Origin of the sequence: uncultured Thalassolituus sp., assembly GCF_950066645.1 — a bacterium.
Lineage (GTDB): Bacteria > Pseudomonadota > Gammaproteobacteria > Pseudomonadales > Oceanobacteraceae > Thalassolituus.
Genome location: NZ_CATMFB010000002.1, coordinates 182672 through 209059 on the forward strand (window position 1 = coordinate 182672; position 26388 = coordinate 209059).

Genomic DNA, 26388 nt, shown 5'->3' on the forward strand with positions numbered 1-26388 from the left:
CATAAAAAAACCCGGCCAGGCCGGGTTTCTTTTCATCGTCGCGAATCAGGATTCACTGGCCGGCTTAGTATCTTCTGCCGGAAAGTTACTCACTGGAGCCGGAGTTGGTGCGCTCTCGACTTTCGCTTCTGCCGCAGGCGCTGGCTTTGGAGCTGCAGGCTTCTTAACCGGAGCTTTCTTAGCTGGCGCTTTTTTCGCTGGTGCCTTTTTGGCTGCAGGCTTAGCTGCCGCTTTCTTGGCTGGCGCTTTTTTAGCAGGAGCCTTCTTCGCTACAGGTGCTTCAGCTTTTGCAGCCGTTGCTGCTTTAGCTGGGCGACCGCGCTTCTTAGGTGCAGCCGTTGTTGTCGCTGCGGCGGTAGTCGCCTTAGCTGGACGGCCACGCTTCTTAGGAGCGGCAGCTGTTGCTGCAGTTGTTGCTTTCGCTGGACGACCGCGTTTCTTAGGCGCAGCGGTCGCTGCTGCAGTCGTTGCTTTTGCTGGACGACCGCGCTTCTTAGGAGCGGCTGCCGTTGCTGTCGTTGTTGCTTTCGCCGGACGACCACGCTTCTTAGGAGCAGCTTTCGCTGTTGTAGCAGTCGTTGCCTTAGCTGGACGGCCACGCTTCTTAGGAGCGGCTGACGCAGCTGCTGCTTTAGCAGGACGACCACGGCGTGCAGCTGGCTTTGACTCCAGATCTGCAATCGCTTTTTCGATCTTCTTGCTGTCAGCAGCCAGCTTCTTATCAGACGCTGTAGTTTTCGCTTTTACTTTACGTGCATCTTCACGAGCACGTTTTGCTTTCCACTGATCCGCAAATTTGGTCAGTGCTTTTTCCAGTTCGCTTTCAGCTTTGCTGGCCAGCGTTGATTCAAATTCAGCAAGCGCCGCTGCGGCTTTTGCTGCATTTTCTTCAATACGGACTTTCAGTGCCGCAACTTTTACACCTTTACGCGCATTCGCAACAGCTTCACGCAGCGCAACCATCTTTTCTTTCTCAGCGGAAACCCGTGCAGTCGCCGTGGCTACAGCACGCTTGCTTGCCGCTGTTGCTTTTGGCGCTTTTGCTTTTGTACGGGCAGCTGCAAGCTTCTCAGAAGCTGCATCAATTCGAGCCTGTTGTTTCGTCTGAGCTGCAACCGCTTTTTCAACTGCGGCTTCTGCTTTTGCAATCACTGCTGGAACAGCAGGAGCTGCAGGCTTACTCGCCGCTGGCTTCCGACCGCGCTTGGCAGGTGCTTTAGTTCTGGCCATAGATATGTCCTCTTTTATTTTCGCAATTATAAAAGTGGGGGTAGGCAGACCGCCCCTTTTTTTGTCTGACAGCTGATAGCCAGACCGGCAGACAGCCAACGACAACTATTAATCTGACGATTAATTGATATCAGTATATTAAGTAAACGACGGAATAATAGTATTTTCCCGAAAAAATACCAAAAAAAAGCCCATACCGGCTAAAAAAACGATTAATAACTCAATTTCTTCCGTTTTATTGTCCCGTTTGTACCATTACGGTGCACGGTTATGCATAGAGCAGGAATATTGAATCTGGAGAAATTGCAGGAAACAAAAAAGGGGCCGAAGCCCCTTTTATGAGATATCGCGTCCGTATCAGGACAGCGCTGCCATCACTTTATCAGTGATATCTTTCAACGAACCGACACCCGGGATATGAGAATACTCTGGCGCACTTTCGCCTTTTTCTTCACGCAGCTTTTTATAAAAGCTGACCAGTGGTGCAGTCTGATCATGATAAATAGCAAGACGCTTACGAACAGTATCTTCCTGGTCGTCATCACGCTGAATCAGATCTTCGCCGGTTTCATCGTCTTTACCCTCAGTTTTTGGCGGGTTGTATACCACGTGATATACACGGCCAGAACCCTGGTGAACACGACGGCCACTCAGACGTTTAACGATTTCTTCGTCTGCGACATCAATTTCGATCACATGATCAATCGCCACACCTGCTTCAAGCATAGCTTCTGCCTGAGGAATCGTGCGTGGGAAACCATCGAACAGGAAGCCATTCACACAGTCGTCCTGCTGAATACGCTCTTTTACCAGACCGATAATGATCTCATCAGACACCAGACCGCCGGTTTCCATGATCTCTTTAACTTTCAGACCCAGTTCAGATTCTGCCGCCACTGCTGCACGCAGCATGTCACCGGTAGAGATCTGAGGAATGGAAAATTTTTCACAGATGAACTGTGCCTGGGTACCTTTACCTGCCCCGGGCGCACCCAAAAGAATGACGCGCATGCGCATGCTCCTCGATTTGACAAAACTGGCCCGCTGGTTGTTATTGTTCAATATTTAACCAGCCGTAAGAAAAATAGGCCTAACCTTACTCTTAAGCCGACATTTGCTCAAGTGATTGTAGTCAAAAACAACCTGCCAACCAGCCCGACTTTGGTCGGGCCAGCTGCTTTCACTGTCATCACCCTGTATTGCGCATACCTGCGGCAATACCGGCCATGGTGACCATCAGTGCCTTTTCCACTTCATCACTGACCAGATCACCCGCCTGACGCTCGCGGAAGAGCAATTCGGCCTGTAAGTAGTGAAGCGGATCGGTGTATGGATTACGTACCTGCATGGAGTGCTGCAATGCCAGGTTATCCTGCAACAGCTCGGTCTGTTCCTTAACCTGAAGCACCAGGTCCCGGACATGGGCAAGGCGCTGCCGTAACAGGCTGCCGAGAGGCTGCATGGAAGGATCGACCAGAATACTCTCGTAGTATTCAGCGATGGAGCCATCGGCTTTAGAAAGCACCATTTCTAGCATATCGATATAGGTGCGGAAAAACGGCCATTCGGCATACATTTCCTGCAGTGTACCCAGGCGCCCTCCATCAATCTGGCGTTCAAGTGCAGTATCCGCACCTAACCACGCAGGTAACATCAGGCGAATCTGGGTCCAGGCAAAAATCCACGGGATCGCCCGCAGCGTTTCTATGCCTCCGCCACTGCGGCGACGTGCAGGGCGGCTACCCAGCGACAGTTTTCCCAGTTCCTGCTCCGGAGTGGCAGCGCGGAAATAACTGACAAAATCCGGATGCTCCCGCACCATTGCCCGATACGACTGTACGCCGTCAGCGGCGAGATCATGCATCAACTGGCGCCACTCTTCCCGGGGCTTTTCCGGTGGCAGAAAATTCGCCTCCAGTACCGAAGAGACATACACCTTCAGGTTGCGTGCAGCGACTTCCGGTAAGCCGAATTTAAAGCGGATCATTTCACCCTGTTCCGTCACCCGCAATCCACCTTTTACCGAACCTGGCGGCTGCGCGAGGATTGCACGGTGGGCTGGGCCACCACCCCGCCCGACCGTGCCACCACGACCATGGAACAGGCGCAGGCTGAAACCCTGTTCTTCTGCCACACGGGACAAGGTTTCCTGCGCCTGGTACTGAGCCCAGACGGCGGCCAGCTGGCCTGCGTCTTTAGAAGAATCTGAGTAACCTATCATGACCTGCTGACGGCACTGACTGTATTCACGATACCAGGGCACCTGCCAGAGTTTTTCCATACGCGGTCCGGACTGTTCAAGGTCTGACAGAGTTTCAAATAACGGGACCACTGGCATCGGATATTTAAGGCCGCTGGCGCGTAACAGAAGCGCTACCGCAAGAATATCGGAGGGTTCGCTTGCCATTGAAATAATGTAACAGGAGACGCCCTGACCAATCGGTTCACCTAAAACCTTCATGGTCGCAAGCACTTCTGCAGCTTCTTCCGACGGTGTCCAGTCATCAGAGATCAGTGGGCGCTTAGACGCGAGTTCTTTTAACAGAAACTCCTGCTTTTTATCTTCTGACCACGACAGATAATCGCCCCAGCCATAAAATTCACACAATTCCTGCAATACACCGGCATGGCGTCCGGACTCCTGACGGACATCCAGCCTCACGAGCGTCAGGCCAAAACAGGATGCACGCCTCAGCGTGTCGAGAAGGTAGCCATCTGCGATGTGGTCGAGGCCGCACCCAACCAGACTGTCGTAACAGGCGGTCAATGGATCGACCAGATCTTTTTCATCGAGCATGGGTTGCTTGCGGCTCTCTTCACCGGCCGCCTTTGCCTGCGCCCACTGACGCGTATGCTCGAGACGGGTACGCAGCTCATGAAGACAATCACGATAAGGCTCCCGGCCCGGATATCGGGTTTTAAATTCATGAGACGCTGCAGCCATCGACAGCTGACTGCCCAGAATTTCGATATCACGTAAAAAGAGATCCGCGGCCATCCAGCGCGCCAGATACAGGACTTCCCGGGTGACGGTGGATGTGACATTGGGATTTCCATCACGGTCACCGCCCATCCAGGACGAAAACCGGACAGGCACGGCATTCAGAGGCAGTGATGACGCATCGCGTTTACTGAGTTCTTTATCGAGCGTTCTGATCAGGCGCGGTACGGCATACCACAGGGAATTTTCAATCACTGCAAATCCCCACTTGGCTTCGTCTACCGCTGTCGGACGCACTTTGCGTATTTCATCGGTATGCCAGATCTCATCAATCAGCCGGGAAATTTTTAACTCCAGAGAGCCCAGTTCAGGATGGTCTTCCCGAAGGTCGTCACGACGCTGTAGCAGGCGCGAAATTTCATCGTACTTCTGAATCAGCGTACGGCGGGTAATCTCAGTGGGGTGTGCGGTCAGAACCAGCTCGATGTTCGCTTTTGCGATTTTCCGGGTCAGGGCGTCGCCATTAATACCCTCTTTATCGAGCCGGTCGAGAAGACCAGAGAACATATGATCAACGCCATCACTGATCTTTTCTTCCCGTCGCCAGCTGACACCGTGCTGCTGCTCGGCAATGTTGGCCAGGTTCAGAAACTGATTAAATCCACGGACCACAGGGACCAGTGACTCATCGCTCAGTCCTTTCAGAAGACGTAACAACTTATCGCGCTCTTCGGCATCACCATTTCGTGCACGCTTTGCCTGTTTGCGGATCGTTTCTATCTGCTCAAGCACTGCTTTACCGACATGACGCTCAATTGTTTCGCCTAAGGCGTTTCCCAGCATACGGACTTTGTCACGCAGCAAAGAATCCAGCTCCTCCATCTCACTCCCCTTAATCCGGTGATTTTGAGTGCATCGCATTACTTCAGTGTGAGCAAAATGTCAGGAAACTCAAGTAAGAATCATCAGGTCGGCGGCTACGGTCGTACTCCCACCGGGCTTTGTGATTCAACGGTATGCCAAAGTTTCCATAGAGGGAGGAAATCTGCCGGAACTTTTGCCATAAATTCAGAACAGAAGTCTGACAACGCAAGGAGAGGAATATGCCAATGAAAGTTGCTGATCTGATGACCCACTGGCAAAGCGAATTTGGTTCTGAATTATCTGCTGCCAGCTACAGTCTGCCACTGAAATCCCAGGATGCCGCGAGAGTGGAGGCACTGACAGAAATGTTTCCGTCGATGACGCGTGAACAGATCCTCCGGGACCTGATCAGCGCCGCCCTGGATGATCTGACGTCTGGGTTTCCTTATGTCGCAGGAGACAAAGTGGTCGCAGAAGATGAAGAAGGATTTCCGCTGTATGAAGATGTTGGACTGACACCCAGATTTCTGGAACTGACCCGCAAGCACCTGAATCAGACACAGGAAGAGCGTCACTGACGCCCGTTCAGCTATCGCGCTCCTGACGCTTGGCCTGCTGCCAGGCGTCTTCCATATCGCCCTCCGACATCTGCGCCCAGCCTCCACGCTGCTCAGCCACCTGCTCTACGACAGAAAACCGCTCACTGAAACGTTGATTCGTTCCGCGCAGCGCTGTTTCCGGGTTAATTCCCTGATGTCGGGCCAGGTTTGTGACAGCGAACAGAAGATCGCCGATTTCCTTTTCCAGAGCGTGCTGGTCACCCTTTTTCAGTTCAACCAGAACCTCGTCAAACTCCTCGCGGATTTTATCGACCACACCCGTGGTGTCTTTCCAGTCAAAGCCGACCCCTGATGCTTTTTTCTGCAGTTTTACTGCACGGGTCAGTCCCGGCAGCGTCACAGGCACGTCATCAAGAAGACCTTTACTGCGCTTGGGTGCCAACGCTTTTTCCTGCTGTTTGATCTCTTCCCAGCGCGCTGCAATCCACGCCTCGTCAGGCTCATCTCCGGGAGAGCGACAACTCTCCTTTGTACCTTCCGGGAAAACGTGGGGATGTCTACGGATTAATTTTTCAACCAGCCGGTGCACGATACTGTGCAGGTTAAACCAGCCTTTTTCATCGGCCATCTGTCCGTAAAAGATCACCTGAAATAACAGGTCACCTAATTCTTCTTCGAGATGTGGCCAGTCCTGACGCTCAATCGCGTCGGCAACCTCATAGGCTTCCTCCAGAGTGTGCGGAAGAATAGAGGCGAAATCCTGTTTCAGATCCCAGGGACAACCGGTTTCAGGGTGACGCAACCGCCGCATAACATAGAGAAGATCGTCAACAGAATAAGCGGCCATTAATGCCCTGCCCTCACACGGCGGGTAGAAAGAACGTTTGGCAACTGCTCGATTTTACTCATGACTTTCGCCAGACGTTCGAGGCTGTCGACTTCAACTGTCATATTCATGCTTGCGGTGTTTTCGCCCTGATTCGACAGGGTGTTCACTGCAATCACGTTAACACGCTCGTTCGCCAGCAATGCACTCACGTCCCGCAACAGACCTGTACGGTCATACGCGGTAACGGCCATTTCGACCGGATAGAGCTGGCCGGGTCTGTGACCCCAGCTGACCTGCAGAACACGTCGCGGCTCTACCGCCGCCAGATGCAACAGATTTTCGCAGTCACTGCGATGGACTGTCACACCACGCCCCAGGGTGACGTAGCCGCGGATATCATCACCCGGCACGGGCAGACAGCACTGCGCCATCTGCGTCATCAGGTTGCCGACACCTTCAATAAATACATCGTCACCACCACTGTGCCTGTCTTTCGGCTCGTGCCGACGTATCAGTGGCAGTTCCTGCTGTTTATGCAGGCTGGTATCTACCTGCTTCAGTAACTGATGTACGATCTGCCCGATACGCAGATCGCCAGCACCGACCGCCGCAAACATATCCTCGGCCGAGCGCATATTCAGCACTTTCGCAACATCGTGAAGTGGCTCGTCGACCAGATCGAGACGGTCCATTTCGCGAAACACCAGCTGGCGTCCTTCTTCAATATTCTTATCCCGGTCCTGCAGCTTAAACCAGTGAGCGACTTTTGCCCGGGCGCGGGTGGTATGAATATACCCGGCGTCCGGATACAGCCAGTCACGGCTTGGGTGTGCGCTCGGATGAGTCAGAATTTCAACCTGCTCACCGGTTTTTAATAAGTACGTCAGAGGAACGATGCGACCATTCACTTTTGCGCCACGGCATTTGTTGCCCACTTCGGTGTGAACGCGATAGGCAAAATCCACCGGCGAAGCTTTTGGTGGCAGATCCACCACATGCCCCTCAGGCGTAAATACATAGATGCGGTCCGGATTGATATCAGAGCGCAGCTCGCCGGCCAGTTGAGGCAGATCATCCAGTTCTTCGTGCCACTCAAGCACCTGACGCAACCAGGCTATCTTCTGTTCGTAGCCCTGATCTTTGGCGTTAATATCCGTGCCTTTATACAACCAGTGCGCGCAGACACCCAGCTCGGCATCTTCGTGCATCTGGTGGGTACGGATCTGAACCTCAATCACCTTACCTTCCGGTCCGACAACTGCGGTGTGCAGTGAGCGGTATCCGTTCTCTTTCGGGTTGGCGATATAGTCGTCAAATTCGTTCGGAATGTGTCGCCACAGGGTATGTACTATCCCCAGTGCGGCATAACAGTCCCGGACTTCAGGGACCAGAACCCGGACCGCGCGGATGTCATAAATCTGAGAAAAATCGAGATTTTTACGGCTCATTTTTCTCCAGATACTGTAGATGTGCTTTGCCCTGCCATAGACATCACAGGCGATACCTGACGCCGCCATTTCACCGCGCAGGCGGCTGACGACAGTCTCAATATAATCCTGACGGGCGAGACGCTTTTCATCGAGCAGCGAGGCGATCTTTTTATATGCGCCCGGCTGCAGATAACGGAAAGCCAGATCTTCCAGCTCCCATTTAAGATGACCAATGCCCAGGCGATGAGCAAGCGGGGCGTAAATATTGAAAACTTCTTCCGCGACTTTGCGGCGTTTGTCTTCCGGTGCATCCTTCACTGCGCGGATGGCAGATGTCCGCTCAGCCAGCTTGATCAGGGCAACACGCACGTCGTCGATCATAGCTACCAGCATTTTCCGCAGGTTATCCACCTGCGCTTCCCGCTGTCCAAGTACGACTTCATCGCGGGAATTCTGCAGTGCACTGATCGCAGCCATGCGCAGAACACCTTCGATCAGCTTGGCAACCTCTGCCCCAAACTGGCGTTCAACTTTCTGCAGCGACAGGCGACCTTCCCGCACGGCCCGATACAGCAACGAGGCAATAATTGAAGCATTATCAAGACGCAGATCGATCAGAATCTGCGCCATTTCGATCCCCATCTGCACACTGTCAATGGACCAGTAAGTGCGGTTCGCGATGGCTTCATCAGAAAGCTGTTTCGCCAGCATCAGCGCATCACGCAGAACCTCTGGTTCTTTCATGTGCGTTGTACAGCGGATGTCTTCTATCCAACGATCAATATCAAGAGAACCGTCGTGCAGAAGGGGGTGATCTTCACGGACTTTAACCATTACTTACCCCGGTACTCCAGCAACACCATGGTTTCGACATGGTGAGTCTGTGGGAACATATCCATAATTCCTGTTTTCTTCACTTCATAACCTGCAGCACACAATGCTCCCAGGTCCCGTGCCAGCGTCGCTGCATCGCAGGACACATAGAGGACGCGCGCAACCCGGCGTCGGATCAACTCAGGCACAACCGCAGCTGCGCCCGCCCTTGGAGGGTCAAGCAGCACTGCATCCGGCTCAGGCAGAACACTCAGTGCTGCCGTCTCCGACAGATCTGCCCGGATTGCCTGCAAAGGAAGGGCCAACTTTTCGGCCTGAGCCTTCAGACTGTTGACCATGCTGTCCTGTCCTTCCACTGCCACGACATGGCGACAGTGACTGGCGAGGGGCATAGAAAAATTCCCATGTCCCGCAAACAGGTCCCAGATCTGCTCATTTTCAGCAGGAGCCAGCCACTCAAGTGCCTGAGCCACCATCTGCCTGTTCACGGCGCCGTTTACCTGAATAAAATCATCCGGCTGTATCCGCAGTTTTAAGCCTTCTACCTGATGCCAGAGTTCGTCAGGATCTTCAGGCCAGAGACAGTCTGCCTCAGCGCCTTTTTCTGTGCGCACCCAAAGCTGTAACTGGCGGGCAGAGCGCTGCTGCCAGGCATCAAACTGCGTTGCCAGTACGTTACGATCGTTATGCCCCAGTGGTTTCAGGGCGCGTACAACAAAGACCAGCGCATTATCGGCCCAAAGCGGTTCTATCTGGGTAATCAGGCTGCGCGCCTCAAGGCTCCCGATCAGTGCCCGCCAGGCATCCCAATCAAGAGCCTCGTGGTCGGGCAGCACTGCGCAGCGACTGATGTTGCTGAGGTGCTTTGATCCTTCTTCGCGAAAACCGACAAAATTTGTATTCTGATCTTTGCTGAAGCGCACTCCGAGACGCGCTTTACGGCGATAGCCCCAGGCATCCCCCGTCAGCGCCTGGCTCCATTGCGGGACGGCCACTTTCTGACGACTGAGTTCACGCTCTACCCTTGCCTGTTTAAATGCTACCTGCGCATCGGCGGTCATATGCTGCAGATCGCAGCCGCCACAGCGACGGTAATGCGGACACGGGGGTTCGGTTCTCTCTGGCGCTGGCGCTTCAACACTGTCGAGACGGGTATGCCAGATTTTTTTACTGCGGTTTTCGAGACGCGCTGTTACGCGCTCGCCAGGCAGGGCGCCCGGTACGAAATACACGTCTCTGCCAAGCCGACCAACGCCCTGTCCTTCTGAATTAAGGTTATCAATGGTCAGACTGACTACCCGACCCTTTCCTGACTGTGTCACTGGCGTTACCGTCGCGGCGCTTTTGATTTATGCCCCATATCAGGGCGTTTTTTGTTTTTTCAAGTTATGTGACCGGAAACGGCACGCAACTTACTTTGGAGCAAAGACCCCGGATGACAGATAGCGGTCACCCCGGTCACAGACAATGGCAACGATCGTGGCATTTTTCTCTGTGGCAGCAAGCTTCAGTGCTGCCGCAACGGCACCACCCGATGACACACCACAGAAGATCCCTTCTTCGCGGGCGAGGGCACGCATCGTGTCTTCTGCCTCCTGCTGACCGATATCCATCACCCGATCCACGCGGCTACGATCAAAAATGGTCGGCAGATACTCCTCTGGCCAGCGCCGGATGCCAGGAATCGCAGCCCCCTCTGAAGGCTGCAATCCAACGATGCAGATGTCAGAATTCTGTTCCTTGAGGTAACGGGAGGTCCCCATAATTGTTCCCGTCGTACCCATTGAACTGACGAAGTGAGTCACCTGCCCCTGGGTCTGCTGCCAGATTTCGGGGCCGGTGCCGTGGTAATGTGCTTCAGGGTTATCAAGGTTGCCGAACTGGTTCAGCACAATCCCTTTGCCTTCCTCCTGCATCTTAAGAGCAAGATCCCGGGCGCCTTCCATGCCCTCTTCTTTACTGACAAGGATCAGTTCAGCCCCGTAAGCTTCCATGGCCCAGCGACGCTCCATGGTCGCGTTATCGGGCATGATCAGAATCATACGGTAGCCCATGATGGCAGCGGCCATGGCCAGCGCAATCCCGGTATTGCCGCTGGTCGCTTCAACCAGAGTATCGCCCGGGCGGATATCACCGCGCTGTTCTGCACGCTGAATCATCGACAGTGCCGGGCGGTCTTTGACCGAGCCTGCCGGATTATTGCCTTCGAGCTTCAGTAATACCGTGCTTCCTGAGTCCGCTGGTACCAGGCGTTGCAGTCGCACGAGAGGGGTATTGCCCACACAGTCAGCGATGGTCGGATAGCGGATATCGGTCACGGGAGAACCCTCAAGCTGGAAAAGCCGCTTATTCTACCCATCTCACTGGCCGCTGGCGACGGTCGCAGGAAGCGTTATGTTTGCACCCCGCCATTGTCGCCTATATTCTGACACTTTAATCCTCTGAAGCCTTTTCCCATGAAAAACTGGAGCATACGCAACCGTATTCTTTTTCTCGCTCTGCTCCCCGGTGTGCTGGTTTCACTGATTCTCGGCATATTCTTTATCTCGGGCCGCTCCAGTGACCTTCAGGATCTCTTGTCCCAACGTGCACTCGCCATGGCGAAACAGCTGGCTCCAACATGTGAATACGGTGTCATGACCGGCAGCGTTGGCATTCTGCAGAACATTGCCAACAGCATGCTGGAAGAACGGGATGTCCGCGCGGTCAACCTGTACGACCAGGAAATGAATATTCTGGCCCATGCCGGCCCCCGCATGATCGCCAACCGCATCGGTTCTACCGTAGTTAAAGACAGTCAGTTACAGCTGGTCTACACCGACGGCTCTGTCCGGGTTAAAGCACCAATATTTGCCCAGAACCTGATTATTGCGGATCAGCTTTCAGATCAGTTTTATGCGCAGCCACGCAGCCCCGAAGAGGAAAAACTTCTGGGCTGGGCGGAAATTGAATTGTCGAGCACCAACACCCGTCTGGCGCAGTATCAGCATATCGCCAGCTCACTCTCGATTATTTCTATCGTTCTGTTGCTTTGTCTGGTTCTGGCCCTGCGCATCAGCCGAACCGTCGGCGAGCCCGTAAAAGATATTCTCAGAACACTGGATGATATCCGCGCCGGGCGTCTCGAAAGCCGTGTGCATATTCACGAAGGCGCAGAACTGCAGGCGCTGGCCTCTGGCGTAAATGCTATGGCCTCTGCCCTGCAGCGCGCGAACATTGAATATCAGCAGAATATTGAGCAGGCCAACCGCGAAAACCAGGAAACCATTGATGAACTGGAAATCCGCAACCACGAGCTGACTCTCGGTCGTAAACAGGCTCTTGAAGCGAGTCGGATGAAATCGGAATTCCTGGCTAATGTGTCCCACGAAATCCGTACACCACTGAACGGAATTATCGGCTTCTCTGAACTGCTTGAACGCACTCAGATCAGCGAACGCCAGGGAGATTATCTCCAGACCATCCGGCGCTCCTCCGAAGACCTGCTGAACATCATTAACGATATTCTCGATTTATCAAAAATCGATGCCGGTAAACTTATTATTGAAAATTCCGGATTTAATCTGCGCGACGTTATTGAAGAGGCACTTCAGGTACTTGCTCCCGAAGCCGCATCGCGGGGAATTTCTTTAATACAGTGTATATCTCCGGATATTCCGGGTCAGTTGTGTGGCGACCGTTTGCGGTTAAAGCAGATTCTGACGAACCTGATTAATAACGCCGTGAAATTTACACCGGAAGGCAGTGTGACTGTCCGTGTGTATCCCATCCGTCGGGAAAGCAGCAGCATTCAACTTCAGTTCGATGTCTGTGATACCGGGATCGGCATGACTCCGGAACAGCAGGACAGGCTGTTTCAGGCCTTTTCTCAGGCTGATGCCTCTATTGCCCGTCAATATGGCGGGACTGGCTTGGGGCTGATTATTTCGAAAGCGCTGGTTGAAACCATGAAAGGTGAAATCCGGGTCATCAGCAGCGAAGGTGAAGGCTCGACCTTCTCATTTACGATTCACGCCAATATTGAGTCTGGCAACAATGAGAACCTGCCTGCACTCGAAGATCTGAGTGTGGCACTTATTGAGGATCAGGCGGACTGGGCAGAAGATACCGCGGGTCTGCTGGCTTACTGGCAGTGTCAGTATCAACGCTTTGACAGCGCGGTTGAGTTCTTTTCCCATTGCACGAACCATCCGGACCAGCGTCCTGAATGCCTGATTCTGTCACTCGACCGCTCGGAAGTCGGTGCTCAGTATCTGGAAGACTGGTTCACGCTCTGCAGCGACATGGAAATCGCCGTCATTCCGATCATCCGCAACGGCAAAGACGGCGACGAGGCTGGCCTGCCTGAGCCTTCTCTGACACTCCATCGCCCCTTTACTCAGCACCGCCTGCTGACCCACCTGCAGAGCGCCACTGGTCGTACCGTCCAGAGTGAAACCGTCGCAGAAGAAACAAGGTTGCAGACCCCTCCCACCATCCTTGCGGTAGATGACAACGAGGCCAACCTGAAACTGGTGGTGACTCTGCTGCAGGAGCTGGGAGTCGATGTACTCGCCGCCTCTTCCGGATACGAGGCCGTCGCGATCGTGAGCCGCGAACAGGTCGACCTCGTGCTGATGGACATTCAGATGCCAGGTATGTCGGGGACAGAGGCTACCGCCTGTATCCGTGATATTCCCGGTAAAAGCACCCTGCCAGTGGTTGCTCTGACCGCCCACGCCATGGCCGATGAGCGTCAGGTACTTATTCAGGTAGGAATGAACGATTATCAGACCAAGCCGGTATCACAAGCTCAGCTTGCCCGGATTATTGAGCGATGGACAGGCTACACCGCACCGGCAGAAACACCGGTAACCATTGCCCACCCAGGTAAAGACGTCGGACAGAATGTCATTTTCAGCACGCGCCAGGCACTGCATCATGCCAATCAGAACATGGGCCTGGCCGTCGATATGTTCGGAATGCTGCTCGACAATATGCAGGACGACAAAGAGAAAATTCTCACGCTCTGGGAAATGGAATCGTTAGACGAACTGCTTGAAGCGGTGCATCGTCTGCATGGAGCAACGCGCTACTGCGGCGTCCCTGCACTGCGTATCGCTCTGGATAAATTTGAAACACTACTGAAAGCAAATAAGGCGACCGAATTTCCTCAGGCATTACGTGCCGTGATCGGGCAGATTGATGCTCTGGCGCAATGGGCACAGGACAATGACTGGGAAGCACTGCTTCAGGAAGACAGCACGGCAAACGCCTGAATAAGATGTCCTTCATCAGAAAGACTGAGCATAAACTGACGACCGCCGAGTCGTTTCATATGCTGCAACGCCGCCCCGTTCACTGAGACCTCGGGGCACCCCTCCGCTGACCGGAGGATACAGAAATCCTGAAAGCTGACGCCCTGGCCAATCCCCGTCCCCAGGGCTTTGGAAAGCGCTTCTTTTGCAGCAAACGCCTTAGCAAGATAATTGCCGGGGCGTTTATGATCAGAAAATATCGTCCATTCCTGCTCGCACAGAATACGCCGGGCGAAGCGCTCCCCGTGTTCAGAAAGCGCAGCCTCAATCCGCGAACTGTCGAGCAGGTCAGTACCGATTCCAACCACCCCGGAATTCACGACTCAGCCCCGGGCCTTTTCGAGCAGTGCCCGCATTTCGCGAACCGCCGCATCCAGCCCACTGAAAACAGCACGCGCAATAATAGCGTGGCCGATATTCAGTTCATTCATCTGTGGGATGGCCGCAATCGCCTCGACATTGTGATAGTGCAGACCATGACCCGCATTTACGATCAGTCCCTTTTCTGCAGCGTAAGCTGCTGCATGACGGATCCGCTCCAGCTCTTCCTGAGCCTCTTCCGGAGTGTCTGCATCCGCGTACGCACCGGTATGCAGTTCAATGACCGGCGCGCCGGTGCGCACGGTTGCATCAATCTGAGCTTCTTCCGGGTCGATAAACAGAGACACTTCTGCGCCGATGGCAGCCAGACGGGCAACTGCCTGACGCACAGATTCTTCCTGGCCCGCGACGTCCAGTCCACCTTCAGTGGTCAACTCTTCACGCTTTTCCGGTACCAGGCAGCAGGCCGCTGGGCGGACGTCTTCTGCCAGTTTCAGCATTCGTTCTGTGACTGCCATTTCGAGGTTCATACGACTCTGTAGCGTCTGGGCGAGCAGTCGTACATCGCGCTCCTGAATATGGCGACCATCTTCCCGTGGATGCACCGTAATACCATCGGCACCAGCATGCTCCGCAACAAAAGCAGCCTGTACCGGGTCAGGATAAATGGTGCCACGCGCCTGACGCAGTGTCGCGACATGATCAATATTTACACCCAGTAACACCCTGGAACCTGCCATAATTTCCTCACTCAGTTCCGGCCACCCTGAAGGCAGACCGTCTTCATTCTGATAGTTTAAACGTTTCAGCGGCTGCGCCTGCTATCGAGCAGTTCGCGACTGACCAGAGAGCGTGGCAGCACGGCATCGAGTGCAACCCTCAGGACCTGTCGGGCAACCAGAAGGGCTTGCCCGGATCCCAGACGCCCCGCTCCGATATCAAGCAGTACCGCACCCGGATAACCTGACTCAGATTCAACGAAACCCGCAACCGCATCATAACGATAGCTTGCGGCTTTCACCACCGGACCACCCTGCGCCTGATCCCAGGAAACGCCATAGCCGAGTTCGAGCAACAATCGCTGCTCAAACACCCGCAACCACGGCTCCGGTGAGGAGGTAGTTTCCAGTCCTTCAAGTGTCTGATGGTACAGCCGGTAAAGTGCAGGGACAGGCTCTGAACGCGGCAGAAGCAGCACCAGCAACTCGGTGATATAGAGCGCACAGATCAGCGACCGCTCTTTCAGGTCAAAGCTTTTCCGGACCTCTGAGGCCTTCAGCCGCGACCAGTCGCGGCCAGTCTGCCAATCGCCTTCGCACAATTCAAAGAGGTCGGGTAACCGGGCTGGCGGTGAGACCCTGACGGGTACCAGCCCTTCTTCTGCCGAAAAGACATCCAGCAGATGGTCCCGTTCTGCGACGGGTTGTCGCCTGAGCAGGAACCAGTGCTTCAAACTCAGTCCTGATCGTCGTATCCGAGGCTGCGTAATGCCCGCTCGTCATCCGACCAGTTCGACTTCACTTTCACCCACAGATTAAGCATCACTTTAGAATCGAACAGGGTTTCCATGTCCTTCCGCGCTTCCTGACCAATCTGTTTGATGCGGTAACCGCCATCACCGATGACAATGCGCTTCTGTGAAGACCGCTCCACCAGAATCAGCGCACTGATTTCAATCAGACGGCCATCGTGAACAAATTCTTCAATTTCGACCGTCATCGAATATGGCAGTTCATCCCCCAACTGACGCATGATTTTCTCACGCACAAGCTCTGCAGCAAGAAAGCGGGAGCTGCGATCAGTGATCTGATCTTCCGGATAAAAATACGGACTCTCCGGCAGATAAGTGGTGATCAGATGCTCAAGCCGTTCAACGTTGTGTCCGGTTTTCGCACTGAGTGGAACAATCTGATCCCACTTATGACGACTGCTCAGCTCTTCCAGATACGGCAACATGTCGTCTTTTTCTTTAATGAAGTCGACTTTATTCACCACCAGAATCGCAGGTGCGCGCTGTTGCTTGATCGTCTGCAGAACCATCTCGTCTTCTTCGGTCCAGCGCAGACGGTCAACCACCATCACAATCAGATCAACGTCTTTTACTGCGGTGGTCGCGGCACGGTTCATATAGCGGTTAATTGCTTTATCGTGTGCCTTATGAATTCCGGGAGTATCGACAAAAACAATCTGCGTATCGTTCTCGGTCAGAATGCCAAGTATCTGATGTCTGGTCGTCTGAGGTTTACGTGAGGTGATAGAGAGCTTCTGCCCCAGAATCCGGTTCATCAGGGTTGATTTACCGACATTCGGGCGCCCTACGATGGCCACAAAGCCTGTTCGAGTCATTCTGCTGTCTCCGGGTCGAGACCCAAAATTTCAATCATCTGTGAAGCTGCGGACTGCTCAGCAATCCGGCGGCTACTGCCACTTGCAACGACCGCACGGTCAACCTCAGGGATACGACACTCTACGGTAAACATCTGCTCGTTCCCCGGCCCATCGACCTTAAGAACTTCGTATTTCGGCAGGCGTGATTTATTTGCCTGCTGATGCTCCTGCAGTCGGGTTTTAGGGTCTTTAATCGGGTCCTGCAGGCTCAGTTCCTGCAGACGACTGTCAAACCAGGTAAGAATCCGTTCGCGGGCGGCTTCCATCCCAGCGTCCAGATAAATCGCACCGATCACCGCTTCGACTGCATCGGCAAGAATAGACTCGCGACGGTAACCGCCGCTCTTCAGCTCGCCGCTGCCGAGGATTAAGAACTCACCCAGATCAAAATCAAGCGCAATCTTCGCCAGGGTTTCCCCCTTGACCAAGCGGGCACGTAAGCGTGAGAGCTTACCTTCTTTCGCCTGACCAAACTTACTGAACAGGGCATCCGCAATCACGAAATTAAGAATAGAGTCGCCAAGAAATTCGAGGCGTTCGTTATTGATTGAGGATTTACTTCGATGGGTCAGAGCAAGCTCAATAAGGCTTTCGTCGCGAAAGGTATAACCCAGTCGCTGAGAGAGTTTTAACAGAGGATTATTCACTTGGTAAATTCTTTACGCTGATGAAAAGTAAGCACAACGTCGATATTACCGAGGAAGTGGCCACGATTTTCATAGGTCCAGTCCAGCACGACACCCCCGCGTTCCCGGGTAATCACCACACCGTCGACAGACACCCGGATGTCGTTACTGCTCAGTCTGCGGGCGAGCTCTGCCCGGACATCGCGGACTGAGGTCGTATTCCCGACTTTGCCACTTTCTTCCAGATTATCCAGGATAATCCCGACTTCCATATCGTCGAAATAAATGGGCACGATCACCAGCAAGCCACGCAACAGGATCACCCCGACCAGAATCAGGGAGAGAAAAGTCACTGAAGACATGCCTTGCTGTGTTTTCATAATCAGTCGTCCACTTTAAGAACAGCCAGGAACGCAGACTGTGGAATTTCCACGCTGCCGATCTGTTTCATACGTTTCTTACCTTCTTTCTGCTTCTGCAGCAGCTTCTTCTTACGGGAGACGTCACCACCATAACACTTGGCGGTCACGTTTTTACGCAATGCTTTTACTGTAGTACGGGCAACAACCTGATTACCAATCGCGGCCTGAATCGCTACATCAAACATCTGACGAGGGATAAGCTCTTTCATCTTCTCGGTCAGCAGTGTGCCACGACGACGCACACTTTCACGGTGCATGATCACCGCAAGAGCATCAACCCGTTCACCGTTGACCAGAACATCCAGGCGAACCAGAGGCGCTTCCTGGAAGCGGCTGAAAGAATAATCCAGCGACGCGAATCCACGACTTGCTGACTTCAGACGATCGAAGAAGTCCATTACGACTTCCGCCATCGGAATTTCGTATTTCAGCGATACCTGACTGCCCGTGTACTGCATATCGACCTGCACTCCGCGTTTCTCAACACAGAGGGAAATGACATTCCCGAGGTAATCCTGCGGCACGAGAATGCTGCATTCAGCGATAGGCTCACGCATTTCCTCGATTGAGCCAGCGTCCGGCAGTTTGGATGGGTTATCAACAAGCAGCGTCTCGCCCTTACGGTTAACTACTTCGTAAATTACCGTTGGTGCTGTGGTGATAAGATCCAGATCATATTCACGCTCAAGACGTTCCTGAATAATTTCCATGTGCAGCATCCCCAGGAAGCCACAGCGGAAACCAAAACCAAGTGCGTCCGAATTTTCTGGCTCATAAAAGAGCGAGGCGTCATTCAGAGAGAGTTTCTCAAGCGCATCCCGGAAGGCTTCAAAGTCATCTGAAGAGACCGGGAACAGACCCGCGTATACCTGAGGCTTAACTTTCTGGAAGCCCGGAAGCGACGACGTGGTATCCGCGTGCTTGGTGCTGACAATGGTATCCCCGACTGGGGCACCATGAATGTCTTTAATACTGGCAACCAGATAACCCACTTCACCCGTGCCCAACTGAGGGCGTTTGGTCATTTTCGGGGTGAAATAACCGACATCGTCCACAATATGGTCGCGTCCGGTAAACTTCATCCGGATCTTGTCGCCTTTGCGGATCGATCCGTTTTTCACCCGGATCAGCGACACAACCCCCAGATAAGAGTCAAACCAGGAGTCAATAATCAGCGCTTGCAGGGGTGCATCAGGATCACCCTCCGGAGCAGGGATATGCGCGACCAGGTCCTCCAGAACGTCTTCAACGTTAAGACCGCTTTTCGCACTGCAGCGTACCGCTTCGGTTGCGTCAATGCCGATGATGTCTTCGATTTCCTGCGCAACGCGGTCAGGATCAGCCTGTGGCAGATCCATTTTGTTCAGAACCGGGCGGACTTCAAGGCCCTGCTCAATGGCGGTGTAGCAGTTTGCCACCGACTGAGCTTCAACGCCCTGAGCCGCATCCACCACCAGCAGAGCGCCCTCACAGGCAGACAGCGAGCGGCTGACTTCATAACTGAAGTCCACGTGTCCAGGGGTATCAATGAAGTTCAGCTGATAAGTTTCGCCATTACGGGCGGTGTAGTTGAGCGTGACACTCTGCGCCTTAATGGTGATACCACGTTCACGCTCAATGTCCATTGAGTCAAGAACCTGCGCCTGCATCTCACGATCAGACAACCCACCACAGACCTGAATAAAGCGGTCAGAGAGTGTCGATTTGCCGTGATCAATGTGGGCGATAATGGAAAAGTTGCGAATGTGGTCCAGCTGGCTCACAGAATAATCATCCGGTAGTAATATCAAAGGGCGGATTTTACCTGAAGGGCTGTGCAAAGGCTATGCAGAGGGGGAAGAGTCAGGGCCGGCTGCTCCGGCCCCGATACGGTCAATCTATACGCAGTGGGATAAAAGAGGCCTGACCACGACGGACGATACGCATAGGAACGTTACGCTTTTCCGGCAAAGCAGCGATGATACGGTCAAAATCATCGACGCCGCGGATGATCTCACCACCGATCATGGTGATCAGATCCCCCCGGACCACGCCCGCATTGGCGGCGGGGCCACGACGGACTTCTTTGACAATGACGCCGTTACCCATGTCCTTACGCTGACGGTCTGTCAGCTCGGCCACCAGAACACCGATGCGGTTGCTCTGAGACTGCTCCGGCTCGGCATTACGTGCCAGAACATTACCGTCTGAATCAGGCATGGCGCCGATCTCTACCTCGATCTTTTTCTTTTTACCGCCACGTACCACGTCCAGCTTAGCGGTGTCGCCCGCCCCCAGTCGCCCGATCCGGTGAGGAAGGTCGGATGAAAGATAGATGTCATGACCATTCACCCGGGTGATGATGTCCCCACTCACCAGGCCAGCGGCTTCCGCCGGACTGTTTTCCAGCACCTGAACAATCAGTGCACCGGCCGCCCGGTCCAGCCCGAATGAGTCTGCCAGATCTTTACTGACTTCCTGAATCACGACGCCGAGCCAGCCCCGGGTCACTTTACCTTTGCTCTTCAGCTGATCAGCAACATCAAGGGCCACGTTGATCGGAATCGCAAACGAAACTCCCATAAAACCACCTGAGCGGGTGTAAATCTGAGAGTTAATCCCGACGACTTCGCCATCAAGGTTAAACAGGGGGCCACCTGAGTTACCCGGGTTGATCGCAACGTCTGTCTGAATAAACGGCACATAGTTTTCATTGGGCAGACTACGGCCTTTAGCGCTGACAATGCCTGCCGTCACAGAGTAATCGAAACCAAACGGTGACCCGATCGCAACGACCCACTCACCCACGTCCAGCTTGTCTGAATTGCCGAGGCGCACCGTGGGTAGATTTTTCGCGTCGACCTTGAGGACAGCCAGGTCAGAGCTCGGATCAGCACCAACCAGGGTGGCTTCGAGTTCGCGGCGGTCATTCAGGCGAACGACAATTTCATCGGCATCCTGAACGACATGGTTATTCGTCAGAATGTATCCGTCTTTCGAAATGATAAATCCGGAGCCCAGCGACTCGCGGTCCTGTTTCCCCCGCGGAGACGGCATAGGCGCACCGAAAAAATGGCGGAAGATTTCAGGCATTTCATCCGGCAGACCATACTGCTGAGAGTAACGGTTCGCATTACCCGGATGCTGCACGGTACTGATATTGACGACGGCCGGAGATGCATCTTTGACCAGATCGCGGAAATCGGGCAGATCGGCCCTCGCCGCGCTACTGAAAATAACCAGAAAGCCAACAATCCAACGAATCGCTTTATTCATGCGTGTTTTTTCCTCATTCACACCCGCTGTTCAGGCCACGACAGCCTTCCAGAATACGTGGTTGCCAGCGCTCACGGTTACGTGATGCCAGCCATCGGGCCGAAAGCATTCCCAGAATCAGGCCCAGCATGCCACTGAGCATAGAGACCAGATCAGAGCCTCCCTGATATCCCAGCAGCGCCCCTCCAATCAACCCGGCAAGGGGCAGACCGTAAAGACTGAGCGCACTGACCGCCAGAGAGCCCTGGGGCAACTCCAGTGTGACCTGATCGCCCACATGGAGAGCACGGCTGGATTCCACCCAGAGTCTCACCGGACGCCCCAGCTTACTGAGTGAATGCTGCCCACAACCCGCACGGGCACTGCAGGAACCACACGCACTCTGCTGGATGCCTTCAACCCAAACACCACCATCGCCGATTTCGACGACTTCGACAATTTCCTGGTTCACCAGTCTGACCTTACTTTACGAGTTTCAACGTTACGCCACATTTGACCACAGTTTATGCACGGTTGGCCCGCCGGAATCAGCGATGCGCGATGTGATCATCCGGACGGACAGAAGCAGCGATGTCAGCGACCACAGCCGGGGGCAGCTCACCGACGAGCGTAATCCGGTAGTGACGGTCACCATCGGTGACATGCCGCACGACCGCTGCCGTCGCATTCCAGCGCTGACTCAGGTCCGGCAGACCCGCATCAGGCACTTCATCTACGAACAGAGTAAAGCTCGCCAGTCCGTCGCTGAACAGCACACGTTCGTGCCATACATCACTGCTGTCCGCGCTGCGGGCATAACGCACCGGCTCATAGCCCGAAGGAACAAACGACGGCCACCAGCCGGATTCCGGATAAGTGACAACATCATCTGCCCCGACGACGGCAATCCGATGGCCGTGCAGCTCTGTTTCTGAGGGAGATATAGGGGTGTCTGCTCCAATTTCAAGACGGGCAAACCGGAAGCGTTGCAGCAAGCGGCCGGACGTATCCAGCAGATCACTGCCAAGGAGCAGGCCAGTATCCTGATCCAGCCAAAGGTGATAGGCAAAGCGGTCGGACGTATCAGGCATCAGGTTCACCTGCACGGCTGACCGACCGGCAATACGCTGCGGGCTATCGACAACCACCAGGCTATAGCTGGCGAGGATACGGTCGAGCCGGGACGCAGTAAGTTGCTCGAAGCCTTTGAACACATCAGGCATCAGACCCGCGCGATGAGGGCCATTGTGCAGGCACAGAAGGGTGCTTCCCTGACGCAACTGCTGCCGTGGCTCACCCGTGAGAAATTCAGTCTGACGACGCGGTTGACCATCCACCAGCGACTGACTGATCATAAGGCTCTGCCACTGATCGCCCTCGCTGTATACCAGGTCGCCGTGAAAGCTGGTCGCGGCAAGCGCCTGACTCAGTCGCAGTAACCACTCAGCTCCCCCGGAGGCATGCGCCACCGGAGGGAGTTGGAAAACAAGAAGGAAAAAAACGAGCAGTGATAACGGGACCTGTGTCCGCATCATCACTTATCTGGGCTTAGCCTGATTGCCGTTCTGGCCGAAATTAGCCACACGCGCAAAAGGATCGGATTCTGCCACACCGGCAGCCTGTTCTTCGTGCTCAAGCACATACTGTTGCAGAACCTGCTGTGCCTGGCTGAGTTCTTCAGCAGAGACCGCTGGGACCGACTTTGCAGTACTCGCCACCATCGCCGGCTGAGAAACGGGTGCCGCAGGGGCCGCGACTTCTGCCTTAACCGGCTGCTGGGCTGCAAACATGGCCTGCTCGCTCAGCGATTGCTCATTCACAATCCGGGCGCCCGCAAGCACTGCCAGAGTCACAGACGCTGCCACCGCCCCCGAGACCAGCCACTGCGGCATGCCCCCGGCGGTTTTTCTGGCAACCGGCTGCTCCACAGCCCCGGCGAATGCGTCCGTCTGATCTTCTTCGATCACATCGACGAACTCGCGCTCATCATCCAGGGCTTTCATAATGCGACCCGAAAGATCGACTGCACCGGCTGGCTCATCGCGCATCAGAGCACCGATCAGTTGATAACGGCGCCACTCCTCACGCATTTCCGCGTCTGAACCGACATAGTTCAGCACGCGTCGCAGTTCCAGCTCGTTACACTCTCCATCACAGAGAGCAGACATTGATTCTTTAATTCGATCTTTCATAAACAACACCTATCAACCTGTCAGGCCGTCGCACTCAGGAGTGGCCGCATTTTTTTATCAATTGCTTCCCGTGCTCGGAAAATCCGGGATCTTACCGTCCCTATAGGGCAATCCATCGCCTCAGCGATTTCTTCATAGCTCAGTCCTTCGAGCTCACGCAGAGTGACAGCTCTGCGTAATTCGTCCGGCAGCGCCTCAATGGCTTCGAACACTACTGCACGCAACTGATCGCGCTGCAGCAGGCCGTCCGGCGTGTCCACATCCTTCATATTCGCCTCGTCTGCAAAGAACGCGGCGTCATCAAGGTCAATGTCCTGAGTCGGTGTCTTACGACCCCGGCTGATCAGGTGATTCTTTGCGGTATTGACCGCAATCCGGTACATCCAGGTGTAAAACTGACTATCGCCCCTGAATGATGGTAGCGCACGGTAAGCCTTGATAAATGCTTCCTGTGTCACATCCTGCGCTTCCGCGTGGTCGGTGATAAAGCGGCCAACCAGAGCAAGGATGCGGTGCTGATACTTCACCACCAGTAAATCAAACGCGCGGCGATCACCTTTCTGGACTCTGGCGACCAGTTGTTGGTCTGAAGTGGTCTCGTTGTTCATGGCGTTACCTGCATTTGCTTGCTGCTTCTTTGCAGCTGTCGCTGAGTTAGTCACACTCTGCCCTCCATACGTGGCTGTGTGACATTAGGTGCTTGAACATCGCAGTAGTTCCAATGACTGACACTTCATGACACTCGATACTTCCTGTGACAGAGTACAAAGGTGACAGTTCCCGCGATGCACACATTTTTTGTAATGCTACTCCGGCGGCATTATAGTGCGGGCTTTCCCGTTGTGACAGACGCCCTTGGCGGAGCAGTGTTTCATGAGTCGTAGCCTGAGTTTTGATGTCCTGATTATCGGTAGCGGAGCAGCCGGACTGACCCTGGGTCTGTCACTGCCTGACCATATCCGCGCGGCCATTATCAGCAAAGACACCCTGGACGCCGGCTCGACACGCTGGGCACAGGGGGGCGTTGCTGCGGTGCTGGATGAAGACGACAGCATTGAAGCCCACGTGTCCGACACTCTGATCGCTGGGGCGGGCCTGTGCCATGAGCCCGCTGTCCGCTTTACCGTTGAACATTCGACGGAGGCGATCAACTGGTTGATTGATCTCGGTGTCCCTTTTACCCGTGACAGCGAAGATCATTTTCATCTGACCCGCGAAGGCGGTCACAGTGCCCGCCGCATTATTCATGCCGCCGATGCTACCGGCCATGCCATATCCGATACCCTGCTACGCAAAGCATCCGAAAAAGAAAACCTGACGCTGCTGCAGGATTACATCGCGATTGACCTGATTACCCGGGAGAAACTGGGGCTTTCTGGCCAGGCCTGTGTCGGTGGTTACTTTCTGAACAACCGTACCGGCGACGTGGATACCATCACGGCCCACTCAACCGTACTAGCAACCGGTGGGGCAAGTAAGGTGTACCTCTACACCAGTAACCCTGACGGCGCTTCTGGTGATGGTATTGCGATGGCCTGGCGCGCCGGTGCGCGCATTGCCAATATGGAATTCAATCAGTTTCATCCAACCTGTCTTTACCACCCGCAGGCCGGCTCGTTCCTGATTACTGAAGCTGTTCGTGGTGAAGGTGGGCAACTGCTGCTGCCGGACGGCAACCGCTTTATGCATCACTTTGATGAGCGCGGCGAGCTGGCCCCGCGGGACATCGTCGCCCGCGCCATCGACCACGAGATGAAACGTCTGGGGGCTGATTGCCTGTTCCTGGATATTTCCCACAAGCCCGCAGAATTTATCCGCGAGCACTTCCCGACCATTTACGAACGTTGCCTGCAGCTTGGCATTGATATCACGCGGGACCCTATTCCCGTAGTCCCGGCAGCTCACTACACCTGTGGCGGCGTCGTTACAGACAACGATGGCCGGACAGATATCGACCGCCTCTACGCAGTCGGCGAGACCGCCTGCACTGGCTTGCACGGCGCCAACCGCCTGGCCAGCAACTCACTGCTGGAGTGCCTGGTATTTGCCCGCTCGGCGGCTGCCGATATCGCCCGCTCCATTGACCTAGAGTCGCCTCTTGAAAGCGTACCCGCCTGGGACTCTTCACAGGTCACAGACTCGGACGAGGATGTTGTGATTTCCCACAACTGGGATGAACTGCGCCGGTTTATGTGGGACTACGTCGGTATCGTGCGGACAACCAAGCGTCTGGTGCGCGCGAAACACCGGGTCGACCTGCTGCGTCAGGAGATTCAGGAGTTCTACAGCAACCATAAGGTGACCAATGACCTGCTGGAGCTGCGGAATCTGGTGGATGTCGCGGAGGTGATCATCCGCTCTGCCCTGCTACGCAAGGAGAGCCGTGGTCTGCACTACAGCCGGGATTACCCTTCCTCACTGCCGCGCGCCTTTGATACGGTCCTGACGCCCAAATACATCCGCGAGCTGGGCAGCCTCTAAACCACGCCGTAAAGACTGGCCTTGAGGCGCCGGAAATCGTCAGCGCTCAGGAGACTGTCAGGAAAAATGCTGATCGCCTGCCAGGGCCAGAATCCCCACACTAACCGGAGGTGACCTGCCCTGCGGTGACTCCCGTTCAGCCAGGTAACCGGGTGCCGCTCGGCTGCGCATTCGATCCACCAGCCGTTCTGATTTACCCCCAATGCGTCAACAGCAGGAGCCAGAATTCGCCGGCTGACCTGCCACCATACACACACCAGCAGCAGATACAGAAAAGCAAGCAAGGGAACAGCCAGCAGAAGTGTCAGGCCAACCAGAAGCAACGTCGCCTTGTGCAGGCGACGCTGACGGAGTGAGGGTTTAAGGCGCCACTCAAGCGCGCTGCTGTGCATGCTCCAGTACCATGTTGACCATGCGCGCCAGCCCTGCATCGTCCGGAATCTGATGCTCAAGGAACCAGGTGAAAAGATCCGGGTCTTCGCAATCAAGCAGCTGTCGGTAAAGCGCCTGATCATCGTCACTCAGATCTCGGTACTTCTGCTCAGCAAACGGCAGCAGTAGTACATCCAGCTCAAGCATGCCACGACGGCTATGCCATACAACGCGTTTTGCCTGGATTTCGTCAGTCACATCGGGTCTCCTCTGAAGTCGCCTCAGTATAACGAAAAACCCCACACAATACCCTGTGATAGCCACAGCGGTTTTACGTAAAATAGCCTCCAGAGTTCAACCGCCTAAC

The 26388-nt window shown here is 54.5% G+C and carries 24 protein-coding genes; 3 read left to right on the plus strand and 21 right to left on the minus strand.

Going from position 1 to position 26388, the window contains the following annotated elements; translation table 11 throughout:
• Positions 1-45 precede the first annotated feature (45 nt).
• The 3 genes from Q1L85_RS02650 to ppc all read right to left on the minus strand — a co-directional run bounded on the left by Q1L85_RS02650 (position 46) and on the right by ppc (position 5053).
• Positions 46-1230, minus strand: coding sequence for a hypothetical protein (locus Q1L85_RS02650; protein ID WP_300432183.1), 1185 nt, complete (start codon positions 1228-1230; stop codon positions 46-48).
• A 357-nt stretch (positions 1231-1587) separates the two neighbouring features.
• Complete coding sequence (adk, locus tag Q1L85_RS02655; protein WP_300425672.1) at positions 1588-2241, minus strand: adenylate kinase; 654 nt, start codon at positions 2239-2241, stop codon at positions 1588-1590.
• A 178-nt stretch (positions 2242-2419) separates the two neighbouring features.
• Positions 2420-5053, minus strand: a complete 2634-nt coding sequence (gene ppc, locus Q1L85_RS02660; RefSeq protein ID WP_300425671.1) for a phosphoenolpyruvate carboxylase — start codon at positions 5051-5053, stop codon at positions 2420-2422.
• A 221-nt stretch (positions 5054-5274) separates the two neighbouring features.
• Here ppc and Q1L85_RS02665 point away from each other — a divergent pair, with 221 nt between their 5' ends.
• Positions 5275-5613 carry a type 1 pili tip component gene (locus Q1L85_RS02665; RefSeq protein WP_300425670.1) on the plus strand — a complete coding sequence of 113 codons (339 nt, stop codon included), beginning with the start codon at positions 5275-5277 and terminating at the stop codon, positions 5611-5613.
• A gap of 7 nt (positions 5614-5620) precedes the next feature.
• Here Q1L85_RS02665 and mazG read toward each other — a convergent pair whose 3' ends face one another.
• From mazG to cysM, 4 genes are all read right to left on the minus strand, one after another.
• Positions 5621-6442 carry a nucleoside triphosphate pyrophosphohydrolase gene (gene mazG, locus Q1L85_RS02670; protein ID WP_300425668.1) on the minus strand — a complete coding sequence of 274 codons (822 nt, stop codon included), beginning with the start codon at positions 6440-6442 and terminating at the stop codon, positions 5621-5623.
• The gene (gene relA, locus Q1L85_RS02675) at positions 6442-8688 is read right to left on the minus strand and encodes a GTP diphosphokinase (protein ID WP_300425667.1); all 2247 of its coding nucleotides are present in this window, start codon (positions 8686-8688) and stop codon (positions 6442-6444) included. Before relA ends, mazG begins: the two co-directional genes overlap by 1 nt.
• Positions 8688-10010 carry a 23S rRNA (uracil(1939)-C(5))-methyltransferase RlmD gene (gene rlmD / locus Q1L85_RS02680; protein ID WP_300425665.1) on the minus strand — a complete coding sequence of 441 codons (1323 nt, stop codon included), beginning with the start codon at positions 10008-10010 and terminating at the stop codon, positions 8688-8690. Before rlmD ends, relA begins: the two co-directional genes overlap by 1 nt.
• A 90-nt stretch (positions 10011-10100) precedes the next feature.
• A complete protein-coding gene (cysM, locus tag Q1L85_RS02685) occupies positions 10101-10997 on the minus strand; it encodes a cysteine synthase CysM (protein WP_300425686.1) in 897 nt (298 codons plus the stop codon).
• A gap of 147 nt (positions 10998-11144) precedes the next feature.
• Here cysM and Q1L85_RS02690 point away from each other — a divergent pair, with 147 nt between their 5' ends.
• Positions 11145-13946: an ATP-binding protein gene (locus Q1L85_RS02690; RefSeq protein ID WP_300425663.1), complete on the plus strand. Its 2802-nt coding sequence runs from the start codon at positions 11145-11147 to the stop codon at positions 13944-13946.
• Here Q1L85_RS02690 and acpS read toward each other — a convergent pair.
• The 12 genes from acpS to rpoE form a co-directional block, all read right to left on the minus strand.
• Positions 13919-14305 (minus strand): holo-ACP synthase, encoded by a 387-nt coding sequence (gene acpS / locus Q1L85_RS02695; RefSeq protein WP_300425662.1) that lies wholly within the window; start codon positions 14303-14305, stop codon positions 13919-13921. The genes Q1L85_RS02690 and acpS overlap by 28 nt on opposite strands.
• A gap of 3 nt (positions 14306-14308) precedes the next feature.
• Positions 14309-15046, minus strand: a complete 738-nt coding sequence (gene pdxJ / locus Q1L85_RS02700) for a pyridoxine 5'-phosphate synthase (protein ID WP_300425660.1) — start codon at positions 15044-15046, stop codon at positions 14309-14311.
• A 65-nt stretch (positions 15047-15111) separates the two neighbouring features.
• Positions 15112-15759, minus strand: coding sequence for a DNA repair protein RecO (locus Q1L85_RS02705; RefSeq protein WP_300425658.1), 648 nt, complete (start codon positions 15757-15759; stop codon positions 15112-15114).
• 2 nt (positions 15760-15761) lie between these two features.
• On the minus strand, positions 15762-16652 hold the full coding sequence (gene era / locus Q1L85_RS02710; protein ID WP_300425656.1) for a GTPase Era: 891 nt from the start codon (positions 16650-16652) through the stop codon (positions 15762-15764).
• Positions 16649-17341, minus strand: coding sequence for a ribonuclease III (gene rnc / locus Q1L85_RS02715; protein ID WP_300425654.1), 693 nt, complete (start codon positions 17339-17341; stop codon positions 16649-16651). Before rnc ends, era begins: the two co-directional genes overlap by 4 nt.
• Positions 17338-17700 (minus strand): DUF4845 domain-containing protein, encoded by a 363-nt coding sequence (locus Q1L85_RS02720; RefSeq protein ID WP_300425653.1) that lies wholly within the window; start codon positions 17698-17700, stop codon positions 17338-17340. The genes rnc and Q1L85_RS02720 overlap by 4 nt, the downstream gene beginning before the upstream one ends.
• 2 nt (positions 17701-17702) lie before the next feature.
• Positions 17703-19505: a translation elongation factor 4 gene (lepA, locus tag Q1L85_RS02725; protein WP_300425651.1), complete on the minus strand. Its 1803-nt coding sequence runs from the start codon at positions 19503-19505 to the stop codon at positions 17703-17705.
• 109 nt (positions 19506-19614) lie between these two features.
• A complete protein-coding gene (locus Q1L85_RS02730; RefSeq protein WP_300425649.1) occupies positions 19615-20997 on the minus strand; it encodes a DegQ family serine endoprotease in 1383 nt (460 codons plus the stop codon).
• 13 nt (positions 20998-21010) lie between these two features.
• Complete coding sequence (locus tag Q1L85_RS02735) at positions 21011-21448, minus strand: SoxR reducing system RseC family protein (protein ID WP_300425647.1); 438 nt, start codon at positions 21446-21448, stop codon at positions 21011-21013.
• A 76-nt stretch (positions 21449-21524) separates the two neighbouring features.
• Positions 21525-22511, minus strand: coding sequence for a MucB/RseB C-terminal domain-containing protein (locus Q1L85_RS02740; RefSeq protein ID WP_300425685.1), 987 nt, complete (start codon positions 22509-22511; stop codon positions 21525-21527).
• Positions 22512-22514: 3 nt separating this feature from the next.
• On the minus strand, positions 22515-23168 hold the full coding sequence (locus Q1L85_RS02745) for a sigma-E factor negative regulatory protein (protein ID WP_300425646.1): 654 nt from the start codon (positions 23166-23168) through the stop codon (positions 22515-22517).
• A gap of 20 nt (positions 23169-23188) precedes the next feature.
• Complete coding sequence (gene rpoE, locus Q1L85_RS02750; RefSeq protein WP_300425644.1) at positions 23189-23776, minus strand: RNA polymerase sigma factor RpoE; 588 nt, start codon at positions 23774-23776, stop codon at positions 23189-23191.
• A gap of 265 nt (positions 23777-24041) precedes the next feature.
• On the opposite strand from rpoE, the gene nadB reads away from it, so the two are divergent.
• Positions 24042-25649, plus strand: coding sequence for an L-aspartate oxidase (nadB, locus tag Q1L85_RS02755; RefSeq protein ID WP_300425643.1), 1608 nt, complete (start codon positions 24042-24044; stop codon positions 25647-25649).
• Here nadB and Q1L85_RS02760 read toward each other — a convergent pair.
• On the minus strand, positions 25646-26041 hold the full coding sequence (locus Q1L85_RS02760) for a hypothetical protein (protein WP_300425641.1): 396 nt from the start codon (positions 26039-26041) through the stop codon (positions 25646-25648). The two genes, nadB and Q1L85_RS02760, sit on opposite strands and share 4 nt — an antisense overlap.
• A complete protein-coding gene (locus Q1L85_RS02765) occupies positions 26022-26279 on the minus strand; it encodes a succinate dehydrogenase assembly factor 2 (RefSeq protein ID WP_300432192.1) in 258 nt (85 codons plus the stop codon). The genes Q1L85_RS02760 and Q1L85_RS02765 overlap by 20 nt, the downstream gene beginning before the upstream one ends.
• Positions 26280-26388 lie beyond the last annotated feature (109 nt).

Excerpts from the sequence above, each read along its gene's own strand:
- nadB (WP_300425643.1), top strand. The coding sequence starts at position 24,042 with ATGAGTCGTAGCCTGAGTTTTGATGTCCTGATTATCGGTAGCGGAGCA.
- Q1L85_RS02720 (WP_300425653.1), bottom strand. The coding sequence starts at position 17,700 with ATGAAAACACAGCAAGGCATGTCTTCAGTGACTTTTCTCTCCCTGATT.
- Q1L85_RS02745 (WP_300425646.1), bottom strand. The coding sequence starts at position 23,168 with ATGAAAGATCGAATTAAAGAATCAATGTCTGCTCTCTGTGATGGAGAG.
- rpoE (WP_300425644.1), bottom strand. The coding sequence starts at position 23,776 with ATGAACAACGAGACCACTTCAGACCAACAACTGGTCGCCAGAGTCCAG.
- Q1L85_RS02665 (WP_300425670.1), top strand. The coding sequence starts at position 5,275 with ATGCCAATGAAAGTTGCTGATCTGATGACCCACTGGCAAAGCGAATTT.
- Q1L85_RS02690 (WP_300425663.1), top strand. The coding sequence starts at position 11,145 with ATGAAAAACTGGAGCATACGCAACCGTATTCTTTTTCTCGCTCTGCTC.
- mazG (WP_300425668.1), bottom strand. The coding sequence starts at position 6,442 with ATGGCCGCTTATTCTGTTGACGATCTTCTCTATGTTATGCGGCGGTTG.
- relA (WP_300425667.1), bottom strand. The coding sequence starts at position 8,688 with ATGGTTAAAGTCCGTGAAGATCACCCCCTTCTGCACGACGGTTCTCTT.
- era (WP_300425656.1), bottom strand. The coding sequence starts at position 16,652 with ATGACTCGAACAGGCTTTGTGGCCATCGTAGGGCGCCCGAATGTCGGT.
- Q1L85_RS02760 (WP_300425641.1), bottom strand. The coding sequence starts at position 26,041 with ATGCACAGCAGCGCGCTTGAGTGGCGCCTTAAACCCTCACTCCGTCAG.
- pdxJ (WP_300425660.1), bottom strand. The coding sequence starts at position 15,046 with ATGGCAGGTTCCAGGGTGTTACTGGGTGTAAATATTGATCATGTCGCG.
- Q1L85_RS02650 (WP_300432183.1), bottom strand. The coding sequence starts at position 1,230 with ATGGCCAGAACTAAAGCACCTGCCAAGCGCGGTCGGAAGCCAGCGGCG.
- Q1L85_RS02740 (WP_300425685.1), bottom strand. The coding sequence starts at position 22,511 with ATGATGCGGACACAGGTCCCGTTATCACTGCTCGTTTTTTTCCTTCTT.
- Q1L85_RS02730 (WP_300425649.1), bottom strand. The coding sequence starts at position 20,997 with ATGAATAAAGCGATTCGTTGGATTGTTGGCTTTCTGGTTATTTTCAGT.
- ppc (WP_300425671.1), bottom strand. The coding sequence starts at position 5,053 with ATGGAGGAGCTGGATTCTTTGCTGCGTGACAAAGTCCGTATGCTGGGA.
- adk (WP_300425672.1), bottom strand. The coding sequence starts at position 2,241 with ATGCGCGTCATTCTTTTGGGTGCGCCCGGGGCAGGTAAAGGTACCCAG.